We start from the raw sequence: 21,745 nt of genomic DNA on the forward strand, positions 1-21,745 counted from the left end.
AACCCCGTGACGAACAGGAATACGAGCATGAGGGCATCGAAACGACTGCTGGGAGCCGCGGCCTGCGCCGCCCTCACCCTCGCCGCGGCGGGCTGCGGCGGCGCCGCGGGACCGGGCGGGGACGGCGGGGACGGCGGGGACGGCGGGAAGGTCACGCTGACGCTCTGGCACAACACCGCCGACCCCGCCCCGCTGGTGGAGATGTACAAGCGGTTCGAGAAGGAGTCCGGCAACAGGATCGAGCTGGTCCCGATCCCCTCGGACGGGTTCGAGGACAGCACGCAGACCAAGTGGGCGACCGGCGAGCGGCCGGACATCCTCGAATACCACGCCACGGTGAGCAACCTGCTCGCCCTGAACCCGGCGGAGAACCTGAGGGACCTGTCCGGCGAGGCGTACGTCGCCAAGTCCGGCGACCTCTACAAGAGCGCGGGCGCCACCGGCGGGAAGGTCTACGCGGCCATCACCGGCTTCCCCCAGGTCTTCGGCCTCTACTACAACAAGAAGGTCCTCGCCGACGCGGGCGTCGAGCCCCCGGGCACGTTCGAGGAGCTCTCGGCGGCCTGCCGCGCGCTCTCCGCCAAGGGCGTGACGCCGGTGTTCGAGTCGGGCGGCTCCATCTGGCCGGTGCAGATCCTGCCGCTGCTGTACGTCAGCGCCAGCAACGAGGGCAACGCCTACGGCAAGGCCCTGGCGGGCCACACCTCGTCTCTCGCCGACCCGGGCTCGCCGTTCGTGGCAGGGCTCACCGCCTACCGCAAGCTGCAGGACGACGGCTGTTTCAACAAGGACATCACCACCGCCACGTTCGAGAACTCGATGAAGGCCCTGGTGACCGGGGAGGCCGCCATGGTCGCCCAGCACTCCGACATGCTGCCGGCCATGCTCGCCGCCGCCGGGGGCGACCAGAAGAAGGTCGACGACGCCGTGGGGTTCACCGGCCTGTCGAGCACCAAGGCCGTGGTGACCTACGCGCCGGGCCCGATCGGCACCTTCTACCTGCCCAAGACCGGTGACGCCGCGCGGGAGAAGGCCGCGCTGGACTTCGTCCGCTTCATGACCGGCCCCGCCTACGCCGACTACGTGAAGTCCGCCAAGACCTTCCCCGTGCTCCAGGGCGTGACCGGTCCGCCGGACGTCTCCCCCGTACTCCAGGACGTCAAGAAGGCCTACGACAACGGCGCCGTCATCGCCTTCAACTCCGACGTCCCCGGCATGGCGGGGCTGGCGCCGCTGATGTCGGAGCTGATCGCCGGGCAGAAGGACCCGCAGAAGGCCGCGACGCAGCTGCAGGGCCAGATCGAGCAGGCGGCGAAGGCCGCCGGGCTGCCCGGATGGTGACCTCGGTGCCCCCGCGCGGACATCCCTCCGAACCCGAACCCGGCCCCGATCCTCGTCCCACCGTCACCGTCACCGCCACCGCCACGGATCCGGACACCGACGCCGCTCCCGGCCCCCCGTCCCCCACCCCGCTCCCGCTTCCGCTCCCCGTGAGCAGGGGCGAGGGCGAGGGCCTCGAAGGGGACGGGGAGGGAGGCGAGCGCGGGAACAGAGGCGGGCCTGCCGGGACCGGGGACCGCTCCGGGCGGCGCTGGCTGCCCTGGGCGCTGCCCGCCGTGCTGCTGGTGGCGGTCTTCTTCGTCCTGCCGTTCGCGCTCAACGCCCGTTTCGCCTTCTCCTCCTGGACCGGGTTCCGCTCGGAGATCACCTGGAACGGCCTGGACAACTTCCGCACGCTCGTCGAGCAGGGCCTGCTGACGAACGCCGTCACGGTGACCGTGCTCTACGCGATCCTGTGCATGGCCATCCAGAACACCGTCAGCCTGAGTCTCGCGCTCGCCCTGCAGCGGACGGACCGGGTCAACACCGTGTTCAGGTCGCTGTTCTTCCTGCCGACGCTCGTCTCGCCGCTGGCCGCGGGCTACATCTGGCGCGGCATCCTCGACCCGGCGGGTCCGGTCGACTCCTTTCTCGGCATCGACTGGGCCTGGCTGGGCGAGCCGGCGACCGCGCTGGTCACGGTCGCGTTCGTGGACGCCTGGAAGTGGAGCGGGCTCATCACCCTCGTCTACATCGCGGGCCTGAACTCGGTGCCCAGGGAGCTCCTGGAGTCGGCCACGGTCGACGGCGCGGGCCCCTGGACCCGCTTCGCGCGGGTGAGGTTCCCGCTGCTGGCCCCGGCCGTCACCTTCAACGTCGCGGTCACCCTGGTCGGCGCGCTCAGCGCCTACGACGTGATCGCGGCCACCACCGGCGGCGGGCCCGGCGACCACACCAGGGCACTGAACGTCGTCATGCGCCAGCAGTGGGGCCAGGGCTTCTTCGGCTCCGCCAGCGCGCTCGGTTTCACGGTGACGCTGCTCGTGATCGCGACGGCGGTCCCCCTCGTCTGGTGGCTGCGCCGCCGGGAGGTGACGGGATGAGAATCGTCAAGTACACGCTCCTGTCGTTGTTCGCGATCCCCTGGGTGATCGTGCCGTTCTGGCTGGTCGTGGTGAACTCCTTCAAACCCGCCGGAGAGGCGGCCGAGCTGGGCCTCGGCCTGCCCCGGGAGTGGGCGATCGTCGAGAACTACACGACCGTCATCGACACCGGCGACTACCTGGCCGGGCTCGCCAACAGCCTCAAGATCGCGGTGCCGGTCGTGCTCGCCGTACTGCTGGTCGGCGCGGCGGCGGCCTGGGCCTACGGCCGGAGCGGCTCGCGGTGGCTGCAGGCGAGCTACTTCGTCCTCAGCCTGTCGATCCTCATCCCGCCGTCGATCATCCCGACCGTCCACGTGCTGCGCGGGCTCGGCCTGGACGGCACGCCGTCCGGTTACGCGCTGGTCCTGATCGGCACCCGGCTGGGCATCGTGGTCTTCCTGGCCACCGGGTTCGTCAGGGCCTTCCCGCCCGACCTGGAGGACGCCGCCTCCATCGACGGGGCGTCCCGCCCGCAGATCTTCGCGCGCATCCTGCTGCCGCTGCTGCGCCCGGTGCTGTTCGTGGGGAGCGTCATCCTGGTCATCAACGTCTGGAACGACTTCTTCTTCGGGCTCTTCCTCCTCAAGGGCCAGGACAACGCGACCCTGCCCCTCACCCTCTTCCAGTTCGCCTCCGGCACGCTGCAGACCCTGCAGTGGAACCTCGTCTTCGCCCACGTCCTGCTGACGACGCTGCCCCTGGTGGCGGTGTACGTGATCGCGCAGAAGCACGTCCTCGCCGGCCTCACAGAAGGAGCACTCAAGGGATGACCGACCAACCGTTCGCGCTCGCCGTCGACTGGGTGAGGCGCATGGTCCGCGAGGGGAGACTCCCCTGCGCGGTGCTCGGGGCGGCCACCTCCGAGGGCACGGTGCTGCTGGAGTCCTTCGGCGAGCACGACGGGCGCGCGACCCGGGTGGACGACCACTTCGCGCTGTTCTCGGTGACCAAGCCGCTGGTCGGGCTGCTGGCGATGCGCCAGGTGGAACGGGGCCTGCTGTCGCTGCGCCGCCCGCTGCGGGACGCGGTGCCCGGCTTCGGCGGGCTGCGCCAGGACGAGGTCACGCTCTGGCACCTGCTCACCCACACCAGCGGCATCGCCGAGCGGACGCTCACCCCGGACGACCTGGTGGAGCACCTGATCGCCGCCCCCGCGCTGTTCGAGGCGGGCACGCTCAGCCAGTACTGCAACATCGGCTTCGCCGGCGTCTCGGAGATGATCAGAGACGTCACCGGCCGGGACCTGGCCGACGTGATCGACACCGACCTGAACGCGCTGGTGCCCGGCGGCGGCCGGATCACCTTCGACCCCGCCTGCGACCCGGCCGAGGTCGAGGCCGTCGAGCTGCTCGGCGTCGACTACGACAGGTTCGTCCGGCTCCGGCATCCGGCCGGGGGGCTGTTCTCCCGGGCGGAGGACCTGCTCGCCCTGGGTACCTCCCTGCTGCGCGGCGACCGGCGCGTGGTGCACCCGATCACGCTGGCCGCCATGACGGAACCGCAGACCACGGGCCTGGTCAAGCTGCAACCCGACCCGGTCAACGCGGGCCAGGACTGGGGGCTGACCTGGAACCTGCGCAACGCCGCGCCCGGCCTGCTGGAGCGGCGGCTCTACGGGCACGGCGGCGCCTCGGGGTGCCAGTGGTGGATGTATCCCGACCACGATGCCTGTTTCGTGTTGCTCATCAACGTGATGGCACCCAGCCTTCGCGGGGTCGACATCGACGGGCTGCACAACGCCTTCACCACCGGGCTCGGCGCATGATCCGCACCTCGGGGACCCCCGGCGCGATACGGCTCGTCCCCGGCGGGCAGCTGCCGCGCGGCTCCTCCCCTCCCGCCGGGGCGGTCACCTGCCACACCTGCGGGCTCGCCGACCCGGTCGGCGTCGACGACCCCTCCCCGCGCCTGTCGTGGTCGGCGAGGCCGGTCCGCTCCGAGCGGCTGTCGGTGTCCACCGGCGGGCGCGAGGTGTGGGCGCGCGACCTGCCCGCGGGGACGAGCTGGGCCGACGTGCCCGAGGACGTGCTGGAGCCGCTCACCTCGTACACCTGGTCGGTCGCCGGGCACCTCGGCGGCACCTTCGTGACGGGCCTGCGCGCGGCCGGCGCCTGGGACGCCCCCTGGATCGGGGACGGCGGCCACGACCCCGACCGGCGCTCGCGCGAACCCGGCGAGGACGAGGGCTGCGGGCGCGCGTACGGGACGGACGAGGACGACGGCGGGAGCGGGAGGGACGGCGAGGGCGCCGTCCGGCTGAGGGGGACGTTCGGCTGGCGGCCCCGGCCGGGGCGAGCCTGGCTCGCGACCACCGCGCTCGGTGTCTACCGGGTGCTGCTGAACGGCGAGCGGCTCGGCGACGAGGAGTTCGCCCCCGGCTGGACCGACTACGGCCACCGGGTCCGCTACCGGCTGGCCGACGTCACCGCGCTGCTGCGCGAGGGAGAGAACCTGCTGGAGTTCTGGCTCGCCCCCGGCTGGTACGCCGGGCATGTCGCGGCGGGCGGGCCGCGCCGGTACGGCGACCGTCCCGCCGCCAGCGCGCGGCTGCTCCTGCGCGACCAGGACGGCCTGCACCCGCTCGCGGCCACCGGCCCCGGCTGGACGGCCGCCGACCTGGGCAGACCCCGTGCCGACCTGGTGATGGGCGAGACCGTCCACCTCACGCCCCCGCCCGGCGCGGGCGAGACAAACCGGCACGAACCCCCCTCCGGCGCGGGTGGAACGGACCGGCTCGGGCCCCTGACCGGCCCGGACGGGATTGTCCGGGCCGGTCAGGGCGCACCCTCCTGCGCGGACCGGGCCGTGGCCGTGGTGGAGCCGCCGGGCCTGCTGGTGGAGGCCGACCCCGCCCCGCCCGTGCGGGAGATCGCCACCCTGGCGGCGGTGTCGGTCACCGAGCCGGTCCCCGGCGTCCAGGTGCTCGACTTCGGCCGCAACGTGGTGGGGCGGCTCAGGCTGCGGGTGGACGCGCCGGAACCGGTCCGCCTTGTGGTGCGCCACGGTGAGGAGCTGGCCGCGACCGGCCGCCTCTACGACGCCAACCTGCGCACCGCCGAGCAGCGCGACGAGTTCGTCCTGCCGGCGGGCCGTCACGTGGCCGAGCCCGCGTTCACCTTCCACGGGTTCCGCTACGCGGAGGTCACCGGCTGGCCCGGCGGCATGTCCGCGGGCGACGCCGAGGCGGTGCTGTTGTCCTCGGCGCTGCCCGTCACCGGCACCCTGACCGCCTCCGACCCGGCGGTCAGGCAGCTGGTCTCCAACATCGTCGCCTCTGCCGAGGGCAACCTCCTCAGCGTGCCCACGGACTGCCCGCAGCGCGACGAGCGGACGGGCTGGACGGCCGACATCTCGGTGTTCGCCTCGACGCTGAGCTTCCTGCGCCACACCCAGGCCTTCCTGTCCGGCTGGGTGACGACGCTGATCGACGGCCAGCGTGCGGACGGGGCCGTCCCGCACGTGGCACCGGTGCTGCCCGAGTACGGGTTCGACTCGCCGGTCTGGTCCGACGCGATCGTGGAGGTGCCCTGGCTGCTGTGGCGGCGCTACGGCGACGACCGGACCCTGCGCCGGGCGTACGGGCCGATGCGGCGCTGGGCCGACTACTGCCTGGCGCAGTGCGACGACGGGCTCCGTCCCGGGCGAGCGCTGGGCGACTGGCTGGCGCCCGGGAGCGTGGAGACGCCGAAGAGCCTGATCGCCACCGCCGCCCTCGCGCGCAGCCTGCGCCTGATCGCCGACGTCGCCGGCGTGCTCGGCGAGCCGCACGCCCGGGAGTACGGGGAGGCCTCGACCGTCGTCTCCGGCGCCTTCCAGCGGGCCTTCCTGTCGGGTCACCGGCTGCGCACCGAGACCCAGACCGGCTACGCCCTCGCCCTGGCCTGGGACCTCGTACCCCCGGAGAACCGCGCCGGGACGGCGGAGGCGCTCGCGGAGCTGGTCGGGGCGGACGGCCACCGGCTCATGACCGGCTTCGTCGGCACGCCGCTGCTCCTGCCGGCGCTCTCGGAGACGGGCCACCACGACGTCGCCTGCCGGATCTTCAACCAGGAGGGACACCCGTCCTGGCGCTACCAGCTCCGGGCGGGCGCGACCAGCATGTGGGAGCGGTGGGACGCCTGGCACCACCGGCAGGGGATGCACACCCCGACGATGAACTCCTTCAACCACTACGCCTACGGCTGCGTCGGCGACTGGCTCTTCCGCCACGTCGCCGGGATCGGCGACGACCCCCGCGGGGTGAACGGCGGGTTCACCGAGCCGCTGCTGCGCCCGGGGCCCGTCCCGCTGCTGCGGGAGGCGCACGCCAGGTACGACAGCCCCGCGGGCACCGTCGAGTCGGGGTGGCACGCCGGGCCCGACGGCCTGCGGTTCGTCTTCTCCGTGCCGCCCGGCGTGACCGCCCGCGCGGTGCTGCCCGTCAACGGCACCTGGGACGGCATGACCGTCAACGGCACCTTTCTGATGGGGCTGGCCGGGGAGCTGCCCACCCGGCGCCTCGCCGACGGTTCGTGCTCGATGGACCTGCCGTCCGGCCGCTGGTCCATCACGGCCCCGGCCGCCGCCGCCGAACCGCTGCTCCAGGCGTGGGACGACCTGTGACACCGGCCCCCTCCCCGTACGGGGAGGGGGCCGGGTTCCCGGTCCGGGTCAGCGGACCGCCCTGAGGGCGTCGACGATCCCGTAGCCGTAGAAACCGTTGTGCGGGGCGCTCCGCTCGCAGGTGTGCGTCGAGGTCGCCGTGGTGCCGTCCGGCAGGTGCCTGGTGTAGGTGTGGGCGGGCGGGGTGGGGCAGGCCGTCCTGGTCGCGGCGCCCTTGAGGACCATCTCCACGACGGCCGGGTGCAGCCTCTTGCCCCCGTGCACCGGGTCACGCCGGCCGTACCTGCCGACGATCAGCGCGGCGACCCCGGCGGCGCGCGGGGAGGCCATCGAGGTGCCCTGGAGATACACGTAGTAGCCGCAGACGGTGCCCTTGCAGCTGCGGACCACGTTGGTGACGTTGGGGGTGCCGTCGGGGTCGAGCTGGCCGCGCGCCTCGGCCACGGACCTGGGGTAGGCCGCCAGCGTCGCCCTGGTGACGTCGCGGTCGCCACCGGCGGTGTCGTAGACGTCGCCGCCCGGGGCGGCGACGTCCACGTAACCGTCGCCGTAGTCGGAGTAGTACGCCTTGCGGCCGCTGACGCCGGTCGAGGAGACCGAGATCACGTGCTCGCCCTCGCTCGGCATGGAGACGCAGCTCGTGGGTATCGTGCGCGGGTAGGGCTTCTCGCCGGGCACGCCGGCGAAGTCGGGGCTGGAGACGTCGAGGAGCTCCTTGGTGTAGTCGAAGGCGCTGTTGCCCGCCGCGGACACCAGGGTCACCCCCCTGTTGTACGCGTAGGTGAGCGCCCGCTGCATGGCCTTGACGACCGTGGCCTGCTCCTGCCGGTCGGCCGGGGAGTCGGCCGGGTTGCCGGCGCAGTTGAACAGCCACGGGTCGATGTAGTAACTCATGTTGACCACGTCGATGCCGATGTCACCGGCGTAGGTCAGCGCGTCGACGCTGGGCTGCAGGAAGAAGAAGCCGGAGTCCTGGCCGGCCCGCAGGTTCACGATCGAGACCCTGGGCGCCACGCCCGCCATGCCGAGCCCGTTGAGGGGCGAGCCGATCGACGACGCCACGTGCGTGCCGTGCTCGTTCTCGTCGACGTCCGCCGGGTCCTCGCAGGAGCGGTCGGGCTCGGCCTCGCACGGGCCGTCGACCGCCTTGCCGTCGGCGTCGACGGGGATGTCGACGGTGAAGTTGCGGCTCAGCTCACGGTTGAAGTTGGGGGCGATGTCGGGGTGGGAGCCGTCGACACCGGTGTCGATGACACCGACCAGCACCCCCGGGTCGCCCTGCTGGTGGCGGTAGGAGCCGTCCACGGTCGCGTGGATCTGCTTCATGTCCCACTGGAGTTCCGACAGCGGCTCCGCGGCGGGCGCGGGCCTGCCGAAGGTGGAGGCGGCGGGCGCCCCGTCACCGGCCTTCTCCACCGCCCTCGACTGCACGGTCGCACGGCCGGCGGCCCCTCGCCTGACGGTGGGCACGCCGCCGATGGACCGGTTGTGGGCGATGTCGTCGATCGGGGCGGCGTCGCGCACCGCCTCGGCGAAGCGGGCGTTCGTCGTCTTGACGGTGGCGACGCCGACCGCGGCGTTCTCCTTGAGGATGCTCCCGCCCGCCGCCCTGATGGCCCGCTGGGCGTCCGCGGGACGCGCGCCTTCCGTGTAGAGGACGACGTACTCGGTTTCCGCACCCGGTTCGGCGATCGTCCGCCGGGCCTGTGCCGAGGGCACCGGCACGGCTGCCGTGAGGACGGTGACAGCGGCGGCGATGATGACGCGTTTCACATATACCTCCGTGTATCCGAAGAGCTCCCCGCAAATGTGATTTCACGCGCACCAACCAATCAGCCGTGTCCACATTCGCCGCCGAGGCGTAATAGGGCCGACAGGTGCCGGGAAATCCCACCACTCCTGTGACCTGCACACATCGGCGAATCATGTCAGCGGGGAACCGTTGCCTGGAAATTCTCGCGCCAAAGTCGAGGCGGCGTGGAGTTTCGCACGGTCAACCCCGCTTTTAAACAGGCGGGCAGCAGAACAAAAGGATTGAGAAGGGGCGGAAAGGGTGGGAAGGAGCTCAGCCGGGCGGGCCGACCCGCTCCTGCCGCTCCGGCAGCGAGGTCACGTACGAGATGAGGGCGCGGAGCGGGCCGGGGAGGTCGCCCTCGCGGGCGCGCGTCGTGAGCACCCGGCCGCCGTCCTGGACGGTCAGCTCGTAGTCGAAGCGGTCGGGCCGCCCCTCCGGGGGCCCCGGCCGCTCCGGCGTGCCGGACAGCCCGGCCCGCTCCACCCTGGCGCGCAGCTCGGCGGCGGCCTCCGGCGTCAGCGACGCGGAGTCGACCGTGGTGACCGTGACGAGGCCGGCGATGCCGCCTCCCCTGACGATCGAGACCTTCATGGGGACGATCCTAGACCGGCCCGCGCGGCCCGGCCGGTGGCGTGCCGCGACCGTTCACGTCCGCGCCCATACCCGGACCCGTACTCGACCCCGGTCGCGCTCGCCCGTCACGCCCTCCGCGACCGGCGGCGGCGGGTCGGCGGGCCCGCGACGCGTTCGTCCAGGGGGCCGCGTCACCGCCGGATCCGCGACGGCCGGGACGGCCGGCCGGGCGCTCACGGGCGGGCCGGGCACTCACGGCCGGGCCGGGCGCTCACGGCCGGGCCGGGCGCTCACGGGCGAGGGGTGAGGGGCGCGGGCATCCCGTCGGTGAACAGCCGCGCGTCGATCTGGTCGAGGGCGACGCGCAGGGCGCCGAGGGCGACGCTGTCCGCGCCGAGGTTGGACGCCCTGATCTCGGGGACGCGCAGGCACAGGCGGCGCAGCTCCTGCGCGAGCGGTTCGATGATGAGGTCCGCGGAGCGGGAGTAGCCGCCGCCGAGGATGACGACCTGCGGGTCGAGGGTGAGGACGAGGGCCGCGGCGCCGACGGCGAGGTCCTTGACGTAGCGGCGGAGCGCGGTCCTGGCGTCGCGGTCGCCTTCGCGGGCGTGGTTGAAGACCCAGGCGGCCTTGTCGTTGGGATGGACGTCGACGGGAACCGCGGGGCAGTTCTCGATGTGGGAGGGGGCCGAGAGCCAGCGGACCGCCTTGAGCGCGCCGATCTCGCCCGCCGCTCCGCCGTAGCCGCGCCGCAGGGTGCCGTCGAGGATGAGACCGGCGCCGGTGCGCATGCCCGCCAGCAGGTAGACGATGTCGTCGGCGTCCTGGGCGGCGCCCTGCCAGCGTTCGGCGACGGCGGCGAGCTTGCAGTCGTTCTCGACCAGGATCGGGCAGGTGAACCGGGCCGCGAGGTGCTCGGCCGGTGAGACGCTCGCCCAGCCCGGCAGCGGGGTGAACAGGGTGGTCCTGCCGGTGGCGTCGACGGGGCCGGTCACCCCGACCGTCACCGCCCAGATCTGGTCCGGCCGCATCCCGGCGGCGGCCAGGCACTGGGTGATGGCGGTGTCGACGGCCTCGAGCCGCGCGGCCGGGTCGGCGTCGGGTTCGACCGGCAGCCGGTGGCTGCGCAGGACCTTTCCCTCGAGGTCGGCGAGCAGGACGAGTATCTTGTGGCCGCCGACGTCGACGCCGAGCACGTGCCCGGCGTCGGCGTTGAAGCGGTAGCGGCGGGCCGGGCGGCCGACGCTGCTGCCGTCGGGTTCGACGACCTTCACCCATCCGTCGGTGACCAGCCCGCGGACCACGACGTCGGTTCCCGGCCGGGACAGGCCGGTGCGGGTGGCGAGTTCGGTGACGGTCGCGGGTGGCTGGCCCCGCATCGCCCGGACGATGCTGAGCGAGTTGAGCTCTCGGAGCCTGCTGACGTCGACCCCGGCCGCGTCGGTCACCACTACCCCCAGTTCTGTGCCACAGACGTCCCCCAATTATGCTTCATCAAAGCGAAATTCTAGCGGCACGTCACGAGATCGGATACCGCTGTCCCTGGTTCAGCGCGGCGGTGAAGTCGACCGGGCGGCCGTCGACGGTGAAACGGTACCTGTCCTCCTGGGTGATCTCGGGCTGCCGTCCGAGATAGGCGATCATGCGTTCGAGCTCGTCGGGGTTGAGCCAGGACGGCGGGTCGGAGACGGCCTTGAAGCCGCAGATCGCGGCGAGGTCGTGCAGCCAGCCCATCTGGGTGTCGGTGAGCAGGTTGAGGCGGCTGCGGAAGTACACGATGTCGGGGTCGACCTGGGCGAGCGGTGACTGCCACAGCCGGTGCAGGGTGTTCACGACGGCGTTGAAGGCCATCGCGTCCGAGGGGTCGTCGCTGGCGTAGTTGGTCCACAGCGGGGCGACGTCGGGGCCGCTGCGCATCCCGTCGACCAGCCCGAGGGAGGGCAGCAGCAGGCCGCCGCTGCCGAGCAGGTAGACCTCCGGGCCGGCGACCCGGCGGATCAGGGCGAGCGCGTCCCGGTAGGCCCGCTCGCGGGCCGCCCCGGAGTGGCGGACGCCGGGGACGGCGCCGGCGTTGATAAAGTCGATCTTGAGATAGGTGAACCCCCATTCGTGGACCACCCGGTGGATCAGCTCGGTGAGGTACGCCTGGACGCCGGGGTGGGTGAGGTCGAGGGCCCAGTAGCCGGTGCCCCAGTTGTGACCGGCGACGACCGGCTCCCCTTCCGCGTCGCGCAGCAGGAACTCGGGGTGTTCGCGCGCGGTCGCCGAGGTGGGCAGCACGATGAACGGCGCGAGCCACAGGCCCGCGCTCATCCCGGACGCGGTGATCCGCTCGGCCAGGGCTCGCATGCCGGAGGGGAACTTCTCGTTGGGCCCCCAGTCCCCGACGGCCCGCTGCCAGCCGTCGTCGACCTGGACGACGTCGAACGGCAGGCCGGCCAGCGCGGCGACGTCCTTGTTCAGCAGCTGTTCGGTGATGCCCTCGTAGTAGGCGTACCACGTGCACCACACGTTGCCCGCGCGCCGGTCGCTGCTGCCCAGCCGCTCGGCCAACTGCTCGGTGTAGCGGGCGAAGACCTCCCGCTCGGGGCCGTAGGCGATGAACCAGGGCGCGCCGTCGTCCTCGCACCAGCCGGCGAGGGTGTCGTGGTCGGCGGAGAGGCGGGGGGTGCCGAGCCCGAGCGAGCCCAGCAGCAGCACCCGGCCGTCGGGGCCCTGCAGCGCGGCCACGGCCGAGGAGTGGTGGCGGGCCGGGTCGTCCCAGACGGTGTCGTCGGCGGTGAGGCGCCGCTGGGGGTTGGCGATGCGCAGCGGGGCCTCGCTGAGGCGCCGCCATCCGCACGGGCTCCAGGAGTTCTGGCCGTGCCGGTAGAACAGGGCGTCGGCGAGGCCGTGCAGAACCGCGACCCGGCCCGGCGGCAGGATCAGACCGCCGGGCACGGGCTCGGGGGGCTCGGAACCGGTCAGTTCGACCGCGAACTCGCGGCCGGCCAGGTCGACGAGCAGGGGCATGGCTCTCCTTCAAGCGGTGGCCGTCCGGCGGGATCCCGGTGCGGGTCCCGCCGGACGGGGCAGGGAATGGAACGGTCAGCCGAACAGGGCGTTGACCTGCTGGTTGGCCTTCTTCAGCGCCTCGGCGGGGTCGGACTGGCCGAGGATGACCGACTGCAGGGCGTCCTGCACGATCTGGCTGATCTCGGTGCCGTGCTCGGTGATCGGCAGCAGGAAGGTGCCGCCGGGGGTCTTGGTGCAGTCGACGTAGACCTGCACGTCACGGCCCTTGGCCTTGTGGGCGGCGAGCGCCTTCTCGGTCGAGGTCTTGATCGCGGGGAACACCGCGGCGTTACCGCCGACCACGTCCTGGCAGGCGGCCGACCCGAGGTACTTCACCCACTTCCAGGCGGCGTCCTTGTGCTCGGTGCCCGCCCAGATCGCGTCCGACAGGCCGTTGATGGCGCTCTTGCGCACTCCGGACGGGCCGACGGGCAGCGGCGCGAGCGCGAACTTCTGCTTGGCGTCGGCGCCCAGGTAGGTGTTGATGGTCCAGGAGCCCGCGATCGTCAGCGCGGCCCTGCCCGAGTTCATCACCGCGTCGATGCCGAGCGTCGACTGCTTGTCGAACGCGGGCGCGTACCCCTTGTCGGTCAGCGCCTTGTACCAGCCGATCGTCTCGATCAGCTTGGGGTCGTCGTACTTGTACCGGGTGCCCCACGGGTTCTTGTCCAGGTAGGTGAAACCGTTGGCGGCGGCGAGCTCGCCCCATCCGTTCTGGCCCTGGGAGCCGTCGTTCCACTCCGGCTGGTACCCGTAGACCTTGACGTTGTCCTTGTCGAAGGCCGGGTCCAGGCCGTCGCGACCCTTGTCGTCGACGGTGAGCTTGGCGATGACCCGCTCGAAGCCGCCGCCGTCGGCGGGGTTCCAGGTGAGGTCGGCCAGCTCGTCGGCCTTGACACCGGCCTTGTCGAGCATCTCGCTGTTGTAGACGATCGCCTCGGTGTCCCAGTCCTTGGGCAGCCCGTACCGCTTGCCCTCCTTGACCCACAGGTCCGCCAGGCCGTCCTGGTACTGGCCCAGGTCGACCTTGTCGGCGTCGACGTAGGGCTGGATGTCGAGGAGCTGCCGGCTGGACACGAACTGCGGGTAGTAGGAGACCTGGTTGGTCCACACGTCGGGGGCGTCGCCGGCGGCCAGCTGGGTGGTCAGGTTCTGCCAGTACTGCGCCCACGCCGTCTGGGTGATCTTGACCGTGATGGTGGGGTTCGCGGCGTGGAAGGCGTCGGCGCAGGCCTGGTACGAGGCCTGCTGGTTGTCGTCCCACAGCCAGTAGTCGAGCGTGACCGGGCTGTTCGCCGAACCGTTCTCCGAATCGCCGCTCTCGGAGCCGCTGCACGCGGTGAGCGCCGTGCCTGCCAAGAGGCCGCACAGCAGCGCCGCGCCGACCCGCTTCCTGTTGATCATCGAGGTGCCTCTTCCTGGGGGGACCGAGGGCCGGAAAGTTCCCTCTTGCCATGTCGGCCCTCTCGAATAATGATGTGGCTCATCGAAAATTTGTCAAGGGCAGCTCATAAAGGGCCTTGACGAACGTCCCACGGAGGCTTCGATGACCTGTTCGCCGATCTCCCGAGCGGCCCGGATGGCGGTCCTCGCCACCCTGGCCGCGCTGGTGGTGGCGCTGCCGACCGCGACGCCCGCGGCAGCGGCGGCCCCGCAAGGTCCACCCCCCAGACCCGCGGTGCCCACCACTCCCGACCCGTCCCTGCCCGTCCACACACTCACCGCGGCCGACGGCCCGGTGGACAACCCGCTGAAGGGGTTCGCCCGCTTCTACTCCCCCGGCGGCAACCAGAACCTGGGATACCCCCACTCGCTCACCTGGACCTACTTCGGGCTCTCCGAGGTCATGACCAACGCCTCCAACTGCGGCTCCTACGACTGGTCGCTGGTCGACAGCGCCCTCGACGAGAGCGCGAGCTACGGCAACCAGGTCGCGCTGCGCTTCTACATGGAGTATCCCGGCGGCTCCGGCAGCCACCCCGCCAACGCCATCCCGCGCTGCTTCGACGGCCACGTCGACTACCGCGCCAACACCTACTGGGGCACCACCAGCCCCGACTACGACAACGCCTACCTGCTCACCGCCCTGAAGAACTTCATCGCCGCCTTCGGCGCCCGCTACGACGGCGACCCGCGCGTCGGCTTCATCCACACCGGCCTCGTCGGCCTGTGGGGCGAATGGCACACCTGGCCGTACGACACCGACACCAGCGGCGACGCCTACCCCGACTACATGCCGACCGACGCCCACGGTACGGAGATCCTGCAGGCGTACGACAACGCCTTCGACACGACCAAGCTCGAGGTCCGGTATCCGGGCGCCGGAGGGGCCGGGGCCAAGAACCTCCGCATCGGCTACCACGACGACTCGTTCTGCTACCGCGAGGGAAGCCCGCTCGCCGGGGTGACCCTGCCCCAGTCTCTCGGCGGCGCCGGTTACGCCCAGCTCCAGCGGGCGCTCGACCAGGGGGTGGAGAACAGGTGGATCACCGAGTCGATGGGAGGTGAGGTCCGGCCCGAGATCCAGTCCCAGGCCTTCTCCTTCTGGCCCGGCGGGTCGGGCCAGGTGGACGACATGCGGGCCTGCATCGAGCTGGAGCACGCCACCTGGAAGATCAACGAGCAGAGCTCCGGCTACAGCCCGACCGACCCCAAGGTCGCGGCCGCGGTACGGCTCATGGGATACAACCTCGGGGTCACCAGGGCCTTCTACCCGAACTCCGCGACCGGCACCGCGAAGGTCGGCGTCGAGATCGGCAACAGCGGTGTGGCCCCGTTCTACTACCCGTGGACGGTGACGCTGGGACTGAAGAACAGCTCCGGAAGCGTCGTCAAGACCTGGGACACCTCCTGGGACCTGCGCACCGTGATGCCCCGCAGGATCAGGGCCTTCCCCGACTGGGGGGTGGGCTCCGACCCCACCTACCGCGACTACGGATACCCCCAGTACTTCGCGACCAGCGTCAACCTGTCCGGGGTCGCCAACGGCGGCTACCAGCTCGTCATGCGGGTGAGGAACCCGCTGGAGTCCGTCAGCGCCAACGCGAAGAAGCTGCGGTTCGCCAACGCCACCCAGAACGCCGACGGGTGGCTCGGCCTGGGCACCATGACGGTCGGGACCGGCGGTGACCAGAGCGCGCCCAGCGTGCCGACCGGGCTGACCTCGCCCTCCTCCACCACCACCTCGGCCACCCTGAGCTGGAACGCCTCGACCGACAACGTCGGGGTCACCGCCTACCAGGTGCTGCGCAACGGCTCGCCGGTGGGCACGACCGGCACCACCACCTACACCGACACCGGCCTGACCCCCGCCACCTCCTACACCTACACCGTGAGGGCCTCCGACGCCGCGGGCAACTCCTCGGCCGCCTCGTCGCCCCTCACCGTCACCACGAAGTCCACGTCCACCCCGCCGTCCGGCACGGTGGAGGCCGAGAACCCGGCCAACACCCTGACCGGCGGAGCCGCGACCGCCGCGTGCGCGACCTGCTCGGGCGGCTCCAAGGTCGGCTACATCGGCAACGGCGCCACACTCACCTTCAACAACGTCGCCGCGAGCACCGCCGGGACACATACGCTGACCGTGTCCTACCTGTCCGCGACGGCCCGTACCGCCACGATCAAGGTCAACAACGGAACCGCGACCACCGTCGACTTCCCGGCCACCGCCGACTGGAACACCGTCGCCACCCGCACCCTCACCGTCACCCTCGCCGCCGGCACCAACACCGTCACCATCGCCAACCCGGGCGGCTGGGCCCCCGACATCGACAAGATCGGCGTCACATCGGGCTGAGCCCGGCCGGACTCCCGTAGAACGACCCCGTCGGAACGCCCTCTTCCCGGTAAGACGACCCCGGACCGGCAACGGTCCGGGGTCCCCGCTTTCTCCCGAGGACACCATGACCGACCTGAACGACCTCCGCCTGGGCGTCATCGGCGCCGGGCAGCGCGGCATTCTCGCCGCGGCCGCCCACCGGCCCGGCCGGGGATCCCGCATCACCGCCCTGTGCGACACCGACCCCGCGACGCTGGCGCTCAGCGCGCGCCGGTTCGGCGTGGAAGGCGCCGCCGCCGTCGCCGACCATCGCCGCCTGCTTGACCGGACCGATGTGGACGCCGTCCTCATCGCCACGCCGGACGACACCCACGCCGCGATCGCCTGTGACGCCCTCGTCGCGGGCAAGACCGTGTACCTGGAGAAACCCCTCGCCATCACCATCGAGGACTGCGACGAGATACTGCGGGTGGCGGCCAGGACCGGGACACGCCTCTACCTCGGGCACAACATGCGGCACATGGGGGTGATCCGGCTGATGCGCGACATCATCGGCCGCGGCGACATCGGGGTCCCCAAGACCGTCTGGGTACGGCACTTCGTCGGCCGGGGCGGCGACTACTACTTCAAGGACTGGCACGCCGACCGGCGGCGTACCACCGGTCTGCTCATCCAGAAGGCCGCCCACGACATCGACGTGATCCACTGGCTCGCCGGCGGCTACACCCAGCGTGTCAACGCCCTCGGTGACCTCATGCTCTACGGCGGGCTGCCGCGCCGCCCGGAGGGCACGCCGCCGGCCGACGGCTGGCTCACCGACTGGCCCTGGCCGCCGACGGCCTCGACCGGCCTGTACCACCACATCGACGTCGAGGACGTGTCGGTCATGAACATGCGCCTGGACAACGGCGTCATCGCCGCCTACCAGCAGTGCCACTTCAGCCCCGACTACTGGCGCAACTACACGGTCATCGGCACCCACGGCCGCCTGGAGAACTTCGGGGACGAGACCGGCGCCGTCGTCAAGGTCTGGAACCGCGGCCCCTCCGCCTACCGGGACGACTGCGACATCTCCTACACCGTCCCCCCGAGCCAGGGCGGCCACGGAGGGGCCGACGAGGCCATCATGGAGGAGTTCCTCCGGTTCGCCCGCCACGGCGGCCCGACCGACACCTCTCCGGTGGCGGCACGGATGAGCGTGGCCGCCGGCTACCTCGCCACCCTCTCGCTGCGCGAGGGCGGTGTCCCCCACACCGTCCCGCCCCTGGACGCCGGGCTGCTGGACTACTTCGCCCGGCACCAGACCCCCGCCACGGCGACCGCCGAGCGGACGACACCGGTCAGATGAGCCCCGACCACGGGCGGTGGCCACCCCGGTGCGGCCACCGCCGGTGCGGGTATCGCCGCACCGGCGGGCTCGGCTCGGGCGACGGACGCACGGGTCTCTCATCCAGGAGGCGACGGACCTACCGGTCTCACCCGGGAGACGGCGGACCCACCGGTCTCATCCAGGAGACGATCGCGTCCGGCGCCGTCACTTCATGCCGGAGAAGTTCAGGGACTGCACCAGCCGCTTGCCCAGGAAGATCAGGAGGAGGAGTACCGGGACGATGGACAGGACCGATCCGGCCATCAGGCCGGTCCAGTCCGGTGCCCGGTTCGGGGACTGCTGGAGGAACACGCCCAGCCCGACGGTGAGGACCCGGGTGGCCTCACCCTTGCCCACCAGCAACGGCCACAGATAGTCCTTCCAGCTCCAGACGATGGTGGTCAGGCTGATGGTGATCAGCGGGCCACGGCTCATCGGGAGGACGATCCTCCAGAACATCCCCCATCGGCCGATGCCCTCCAGCGTCGCGGCCTCCTCCACGTCCCGGGGAATCGACAGGAAGAACTGGCGCAGGAAGAACACCGCGAAGGGCGTCATCAGCAGGCTGGGGAGCACCAGCCCCGGAATAGTGTTCAGGATTCCCAGTTCCTTGACCAGGACGAAGTTCGGCAGCAGCGTGAAGATCGGCGGCACCATCAGCGCGGCGACGATGATCCCGAAGGCCAGGTCCCGGCCCGGGAACCGCAGCCGCGCGAAGGCGTAGCCCGCCATCGCGCAGCAGAAGGTCTGCACGACCGCGATCAGGCCGCTGTAGACCAGCGAGTTCACCGTGTACCGCAGGAAGTCGATCCGCGCGCCCGACCCGCCCGCGGCTCGCGCCTGTTCGGAGTCGACCAGTCCCAGCACGCGCTGGAAGTTGATCAATGTGGGCCGGTCCGGCCACAGCGCGGTCGAGTCGCGGTAGAGGTCGGCCGCGGGGGTGAGCGCCGTGCGGACCATCCAGTAAAACGGGAAGACGGTGAGCACGAGCGCCACGACGAGGGCGATCCAGGCCGTACCTCTGCCGATCCTCATTCCGGGAAACATCGAATGGCTCCTTAGCCCAGGTCCGAGCGCGACGAGCGCAGCATCCGCATCTGCACGGCCGTCAACAGGCCGAGGACGACCACGAGGACCATCGCCACGGCCGCGGCGTAGCCCATGTGGAAGTAGGTGAACGCCTGCTGGTAGATGTAGTAGTAGATGACGCGGGTCTCCGGGATGGGCGCCTTCCCGCCGTACACGACCGCGACGGTGTCGAAGATCTGGAACGAGCCGATGAGCGACACCACCAGCACCAGCGCGAGGATCGGACGCAGGAGCGGCAGGGTGATCGACCGGAACATCCGCGTCTCGCCCGCGCCGTCGATCGACGCGCTCTCGTACAGGTGCTGCGGTATCTGCAGCATCCCGGCGTAGAACAGCAACGCGGTGTACCCGGTGTAGGCCCAGCTGTTGACCAGGGCCACCAGGGGCATCGCCCAGGTCGGGGAGTTGAACGACAGGGTCGTGTCCAGACCGGTCAGCCCGAGGAGGTGGTTGACGAATCCCAGGTCCGGATCCAGGAGCCACGCCCACAACAGCCCGATCGTCACGTTCGGCACCAGCCAGGGGACCAGCAGCGCCGCACGCAGCACGACCGACCGGGTGAGGCGGTGCATCAACGCCGCCAGCCCCAGCGCGATCACTGTCTGCGAGACGATGTTCACCACCACGTAGTAGGCGGTGACCTTCAGCGCGTTCCAGAACTGCTCGTCCTCGATCAGGTGCCGGTAGTTGTCGGCGCCCACATATGCCGGGTCGTTGAGCAGGCTGTAGTCCGTGAGCGAGTACCAGACCCCCTGGACCGTCGGATAGGCGTAGAAGACCAGGAAACCCACGATCACCGGCAGCAGGAACAGCCACCCGACCCGCCGGTCGTCGCGCCGCCCCCGCCGGACACCCCCATGACCTGCCGGTTCGGAGTGTCGCGCCGCCCCGGCATCGAGCCGTGTCCCAACCGCGTTCATGCGCGCGCTCCTACCCGGTAGCTCGTTCGTCGGCGTCCCAGCGACCCGCCTATCGGATAATAATGATGTAGGATAGCGAAAATTTGTCAAGAGCTAATCATATTTACGGGATCCGGCCGCGAAGCGGACCGCGCGAGGATCGGGAGGACCCGGAGGATCGGGAAGAGGGCGCGCGGGAGGAGACCGCACGGAACCACTCGGCCGTGCTCGCCGGGGCGCGCGACGACCCGCCCGCGCCGCTCCACCGGACTCCGGCGAGAACCGCCCACCCCTCGGCGCCCGCCCCCGGCGAGCGCCACAGACCCCCGTCAGCCCCTTGCCGGTCTGTCGGCCCTGTTCCTGTCGGCCCTGTCGGCCCTGCCGGCCCCGTCAGCCCACTGTCATCGCCGGGCCGGCTCCGGGCCCGGCGACTCCCTCCCCCTCTGTCTCCCCCTCTGTCTCCCCCTCTGTCTCCCCTTCCCGTCTCTCTCCTCCCGTGCGGCGTCATGCCCGACGTCCGGACCGACGTGACGCGCCGGCGCGGGACGCGACCTAGAGGACCCCGACCTGCTGCCAGGCGGCGCGCACCTTCCGCTGCTCGTCCCCGTCCGCGCCGAACAGTTCCCCGGCCACCTCCACGGTCGCCTCCGCGGCCTGACGGAAGTTGGAGCGTGGCCGGAGCCGCTCGGTGAGCGTGACGTACCAGACGCGACCGGCGCGCTCCCAGGCGTTGCCGCCGATGGCGGTGGCGGCGAGGTAGAAGGCGTGGTTGGGGATGCCCGAGTTGATGTGGACGCCTCCGTGGTCGTTCGCGGGGTTGCCGTCGTCGGGCAGGTCCACGTAGTCGCGCATGTGTCCCGGCTGCCGGTCGCGTCCCCCGGAAGGGGTCGACCAGGCGGTTCCCGGCGCCTTCATCGACCGCAGGGCCGTCCCCTGCAGGGCGCTGCCCAGGATGCCCTCGCCGATGAGCCAGTCGGCCTGGTCGGCGGTCTGCCCCCGGCTGTACTGCTTGGCGAGCGACCCGAGGACGTCGGAGAACGACTCGTTGAGGGCTCCCGGCTGCTTGCTGTAGACCAGGTGCGCGGTGAACTGGGTGATGCCGTGGGTCAGCTCGTGCGCCACGATGTCGACGGCTTTGGTGAGGGAGCCCTTGGTGAAGATCTGCCCGCTGCCGTCGCCGTAGATCATCTGGAAGCCGATCCAGGCGGCGTTGTCGTAGTCGGTCCCGTAGTGGACCGAGGAGACGATCTCCAGTCCCCGCCCGTCGATGCTGTCCCGCCCGAAGACCCGCCGGTAGAAGTCGTAGGTGACGCCCGCCCCGTCGTAGGCCTCGTCGACGGCCGCGTCACCGGACGGCCCGTCGCCCTCCCCGCGCTTCTTGCGCCCGGGAAGGTCGAAGTCTCCGCCGTTCTCGACGTCGTAGACCGTGCGCACCATGCCGGGGGCGGGCGCCACGTCGGTGACGGTGAGACTGAGCTGGCGCAGCACGCCGGCGAACGACGCGCGCTGTGCCCTGGCGGTCTCCGAGGTGGCCAGGGTCCTGAGCGCGGCCTCGCGCTCCTCGGGGGTTCCCCGGTCGGCGACCGCCTGAAGCAGGTCGGGGGGTGCGATGCAGCACTGGGGCATGCTGTCAAATGTCGTCATGCTTCAAGAATCGCCGTCGTCTCCGGCGGGCGCATGAGTATCTCCGTACTCGATAACACTCGACGAGACTCGATGAGACTCGCCACCGTCTCCGGCCTCCGCCCTGTACGTCGCCACATTCGGTGAGAACCGTCACCGTCTCCGGCCTCCGCCTGAACATCGCCGTATTCAGTTAGAAACCTCACCATCTCCAGCCTCCATATGAAAATTGCCATATTCGGTGATAACCCTGCGTAAATCGGAGAATCGTCGTACTCGACAAGAACCGCCGCGGTCTCCGCGGGCGCGTGGGGACCGCCGGACCCGGTGTCTTCGCGGCGGGGTGGGGTGCGCCCCCGGGAGCGATCGTGAGAGGGTTCTTTTGCTCGGCGATCACGAGTTCGTGACCGCGCCCGGGAAGCGGGCGAGACGGAGGCGGCGGTGTTTGGGAACGTGAAAACGAACGAGGGGGCGGGGGCTCCCACACCGTCGGCGCGC

General features: G+C 71.2%; 15 protein-coding genes. 7 read left to right on the plus strand and 8 right to left on the minus strand.

Annotated features, from left to right (window positions below; genetic code table 11):
• Nucleotides 1–27 precede the first annotated feature (27 nt).
• From ACFFRH_RS36680 to ACFFRH_RS36700, 5 genes are read left to right on the plus strand one after another with little or no spacing between them, the layout of a single operon-like run.
• The gene (locus tag ACFFRH_RS36680; protein ID WP_386162099.1) at nucleotides 28–1,341 is read left to right on the plus strand and encodes an ABC transporter substrate-binding protein; all 1,314 of its coding nucleotides are present in this window, start codon (nucleotides 28–30) and stop codon (nucleotides 1,339–1,341) included.
• Between the two features lie 5 nt (nucleotides 1,342–1,346).
• On the plus strand, nucleotides 1,347–2,423 hold the full coding sequence (locus tag ACFFRH_RS36685; protein ID WP_386162101.1) for a carbohydrate ABC transporter permease: 1,077 nt from the start codon (nucleotides 1,347–1,349) through the stop codon (nucleotides 2,421–2,423).
• Nucleotides 2,420–3,235, plus strand: a complete 816-nt coding sequence (locus ACFFRH_RS36690) for a carbohydrate ABC transporter permease (protein WP_386162103.1) — start codon at nucleotides 2,420–2,422, stop codon at nucleotides 3,233–3,235. The genes ACFFRH_RS36685 and ACFFRH_RS36690 overlap by 4 nt, the downstream gene beginning before the upstream one ends.
• Nucleotides 3,232–4,230 (plus strand): serine hydrolase domain-containing protein, encoded by a 999-nt coding sequence (locus ACFFRH_RS36695; protein ID WP_386162105.1) that lies wholly within the window; start codon nucleotides 3,232–3,234, stop codon nucleotides 4,228–4,230. The genes ACFFRH_RS36690 and ACFFRH_RS36695 overlap by 4 nt, the downstream gene beginning before the upstream one ends.
• Nucleotides 4,227–7,067, plus strand: coding sequence for a family 78 glycoside hydrolase catalytic domain (locus ACFFRH_RS36700; protein WP_386162107.1), 2,841 nt, complete (start codon nucleotides 4,227–4,229; stop codon nucleotides 7,065–7,067). Before ACFFRH_RS36695 ends, ACFFRH_RS36700 begins: the two co-directional genes overlap by 4 nt.
• A 48-nt stretch (nucleotides 7,068–7,115) precedes the next feature.
• Here the strand turns inward: ACFFRH_RS36700 and ACFFRH_RS36705 are convergent, their stop codons facing one another.
• The 5 genes from ACFFRH_RS36705 to ACFFRH_RS36725 form a co-directional block, all read right to left on the minus strand.
• Entirely contained in the window at nucleotides 7,116–8,840 is a 1,725-nt protein-coding gene (locus ACFFRH_RS36705) for a S8 family serine peptidase (protein WP_386162109.1), read from the minus strand.
• A 292-nt stretch (nucleotides 8,841–9,132) separates the two neighbouring features.
• Nucleotides 9,133–9,453, minus strand: coding sequence for a protealysin inhibitor emfourin (locus tag ACFFRH_RS36710; RefSeq protein ID WP_386162110.1), 321 nt, complete (start codon nucleotides 9,451–9,453; stop codon nucleotides 9,133–9,135).
• 272 nt (nucleotides 9,454–9,725) lie between these two features.
• Nucleotides 9,726–10,883 (minus strand): ROK family transcriptional regulator, encoded by a 1,158-nt coding sequence (locus tag ACFFRH_RS36715; RefSeq protein ID WP_386162112.1) that lies wholly within the window; start codon nucleotides 10,881–10,883, stop codon nucleotides 9,726–9,728.
• A 70-nt stretch (nucleotides 10,884–10,953) separates the two neighbouring features.
• Nucleotides 10,954–12,447, minus strand: coding sequence for a glycoside hydrolase family 36 protein (locus tag ACFFRH_RS36720; protein ID WP_386162114.1), 1,494 nt, complete (start codon nucleotides 12,445–12,447; stop codon nucleotides 10,954–10,956).
• A gap of 75 nt (nucleotides 12,448–12,522) precedes the next feature.
• Nucleotides 12,523–13,893 (minus strand): ABC transporter substrate-binding protein, encoded by a 1,371-nt coding sequence (locus ACFFRH_RS36725; protein WP_386162116.1) that lies wholly within the window; start codon nucleotides 13,891–13,893, stop codon nucleotides 12,523–12,525.
• Between the two features lie 142 nt (nucleotides 13,894–14,035).
• On the opposite strand from ACFFRH_RS36725, the gene ACFFRH_RS36730 reads away from it, so the two are divergent.
• Together ACFFRH_RS36730 and ACFFRH_RS36735 are read left to right on the plus strand one after the other, a co-directional pair.
• Nucleotides 14,036–16,285, plus strand: a complete 2,250-nt coding sequence (locus ACFFRH_RS36730; RefSeq protein WP_386162118.1) for a carbohydrate-binding protein — start codon at nucleotides 14,036–14,038, stop codon at nucleotides 16,283–16,285.
• A gap of 106 nt (nucleotides 16,286–16,391) precedes the next feature.
• Nucleotides 16,392–17,615 (plus strand): Gfo/Idh/MocA family protein, encoded by a 1,224-nt coding sequence (locus tag ACFFRH_RS36735; protein ID WP_386162120.1) that lies wholly within the window; start codon nucleotides 16,392–16,394, stop codon nucleotides 17,613–17,615.
• A gap of 186 nt (nucleotides 17,616–17,801) precedes the next feature.
• On the opposite strand, the gene ACFFRH_RS36740 is transcribed toward ACFFRH_RS36735, so the two are convergent.
• From ACFFRH_RS36740 to ACFFRH_RS36750, 3 genes are all read right to left on the minus strand, one after another.
• Nucleotides 17,802–18,683: a carbohydrate ABC transporter permease gene (locus ACFFRH_RS36740; protein ID WP_386162121.1), complete on the minus strand. Its 882-nt coding sequence runs from the start codon at nucleotides 18,681–18,683 to the stop codon at nucleotides 17,802–17,804.
• Nucleotides 18,684–18,694: 11 nt separating this feature from the next.
• Nucleotides 18,695–19,645 carry a carbohydrate ABC transporter permease gene (locus ACFFRH_RS36745; RefSeq protein WP_386162123.1) on the minus strand — a complete coding sequence of 317 codons (951 nt, stop codon included), beginning with the start codon at nucleotides 19,643–19,645 and terminating at the stop codon, nucleotides 18,695–18,697.
• Between the two features lie 531 nt (nucleotides 19,646–20,176).
• A complete protein-coding gene (locus ACFFRH_RS36750; protein WP_386162125.1) occupies nucleotides 20,177–21,268 on the minus strand; it encodes a M4 family metallopeptidase in 1,092 nt (363 codons plus the stop codon).
• Between the last annotated feature and the right edge of the window lie 477 nt (nucleotides 21,269–21,745).

The sequence above is a fragment of the Streptosporangium vulgare genome (assembly GCF_042428775.1).
Lineage (GTDB): Bacteria > Actinomycetota > Actinomycetes > Streptosporangiales > Streptosporangiaceae > Streptosporangium > Streptosporangium vulgare.

Excerpts from the sequence above, each read along its gene's own strand:
- ACFFRH_RS36690 (WP_386162103.1), top strand. The coding sequence starts at position 2,420 with ATGAGAATCGTCAAGTACACGCTCCTGTCGTTGTTCGCGATCCCCTGG.
- ACFFRH_RS36750 (WP_386162125.1), bottom strand. The coding sequence starts at position 21,268 with ATGACGACATTTGACAGCATGCCCCAGTGCTGCATCGCACCCCCCGAC.
- ACFFRH_RS36720 (WP_386162114.1), bottom strand. The coding sequence starts at position 12,447 with ATGCCCCTGCTCGTCGACCTGGCCGGCCGCGAGTTCGCGGTCGAACTG.
- ACFFRH_RS36740 (WP_386162121.1), bottom strand. The coding sequence starts at position 18,683 with ATGTTTCCCGGAATGAGGATCGGCAGAGGTACGGCCTGGATCGCCCTC.
- ACFFRH_RS36695 (WP_386162105.1), top strand. The coding sequence starts at position 3,232 with ATGACCGACCAACCGTTCGCGCTCGCCGTCGACTGGGTGAGGCGCATG.
- ACFFRH_RS36700 (WP_386162107.1), top strand. The coding sequence starts at position 4,227 with ATGATCCGCACCTCGGGGACCCCCGGCGCGATACGGCTCGTCCCCGGC.
- ACFFRH_RS36725 (WP_386162116.1), bottom strand. The coding sequence starts at position 13,893 with ATGATCAACAGGAAGCGGGTCGGCGCGGCGCTGCTGTGCGGCCTCTTG.
- ACFFRH_RS36730 (WP_386162118.1), top strand. The coding sequence starts at position 14,036 with ATGACCTGTTCGCCGATCTCCCGAGCGGCCCGGATGGCGGTCCTCGCC.
- ACFFRH_RS36680 (WP_386162099.1), top strand. The coding sequence starts at position 28 with ATGAGGGCATCGAAACGACTGCTGGGAGCCGCGGCCTGCGCCGCCCTC.
- ACFFRH_RS36735 (WP_386162120.1), top strand. The coding sequence starts at position 16,392 with ATGACCGACCTGAACGACCTCCGCCTGGGCGTCATCGGCGCCGGGCAG.
- ACFFRH_RS36745 (WP_386162123.1), bottom strand. The coding sequence starts at position 19,645 with ATGAACGCGGTTGGGACACGGCTCGATGCCGGGGCGGCGCGACACTCC.
- ACFFRH_RS36710 (WP_386162110.1), bottom strand. The coding sequence starts at position 9,453 with ATGAAGGTCTCGATCGTCAGGGGAGGCGGCATCGCCGGCCTCGTCACG.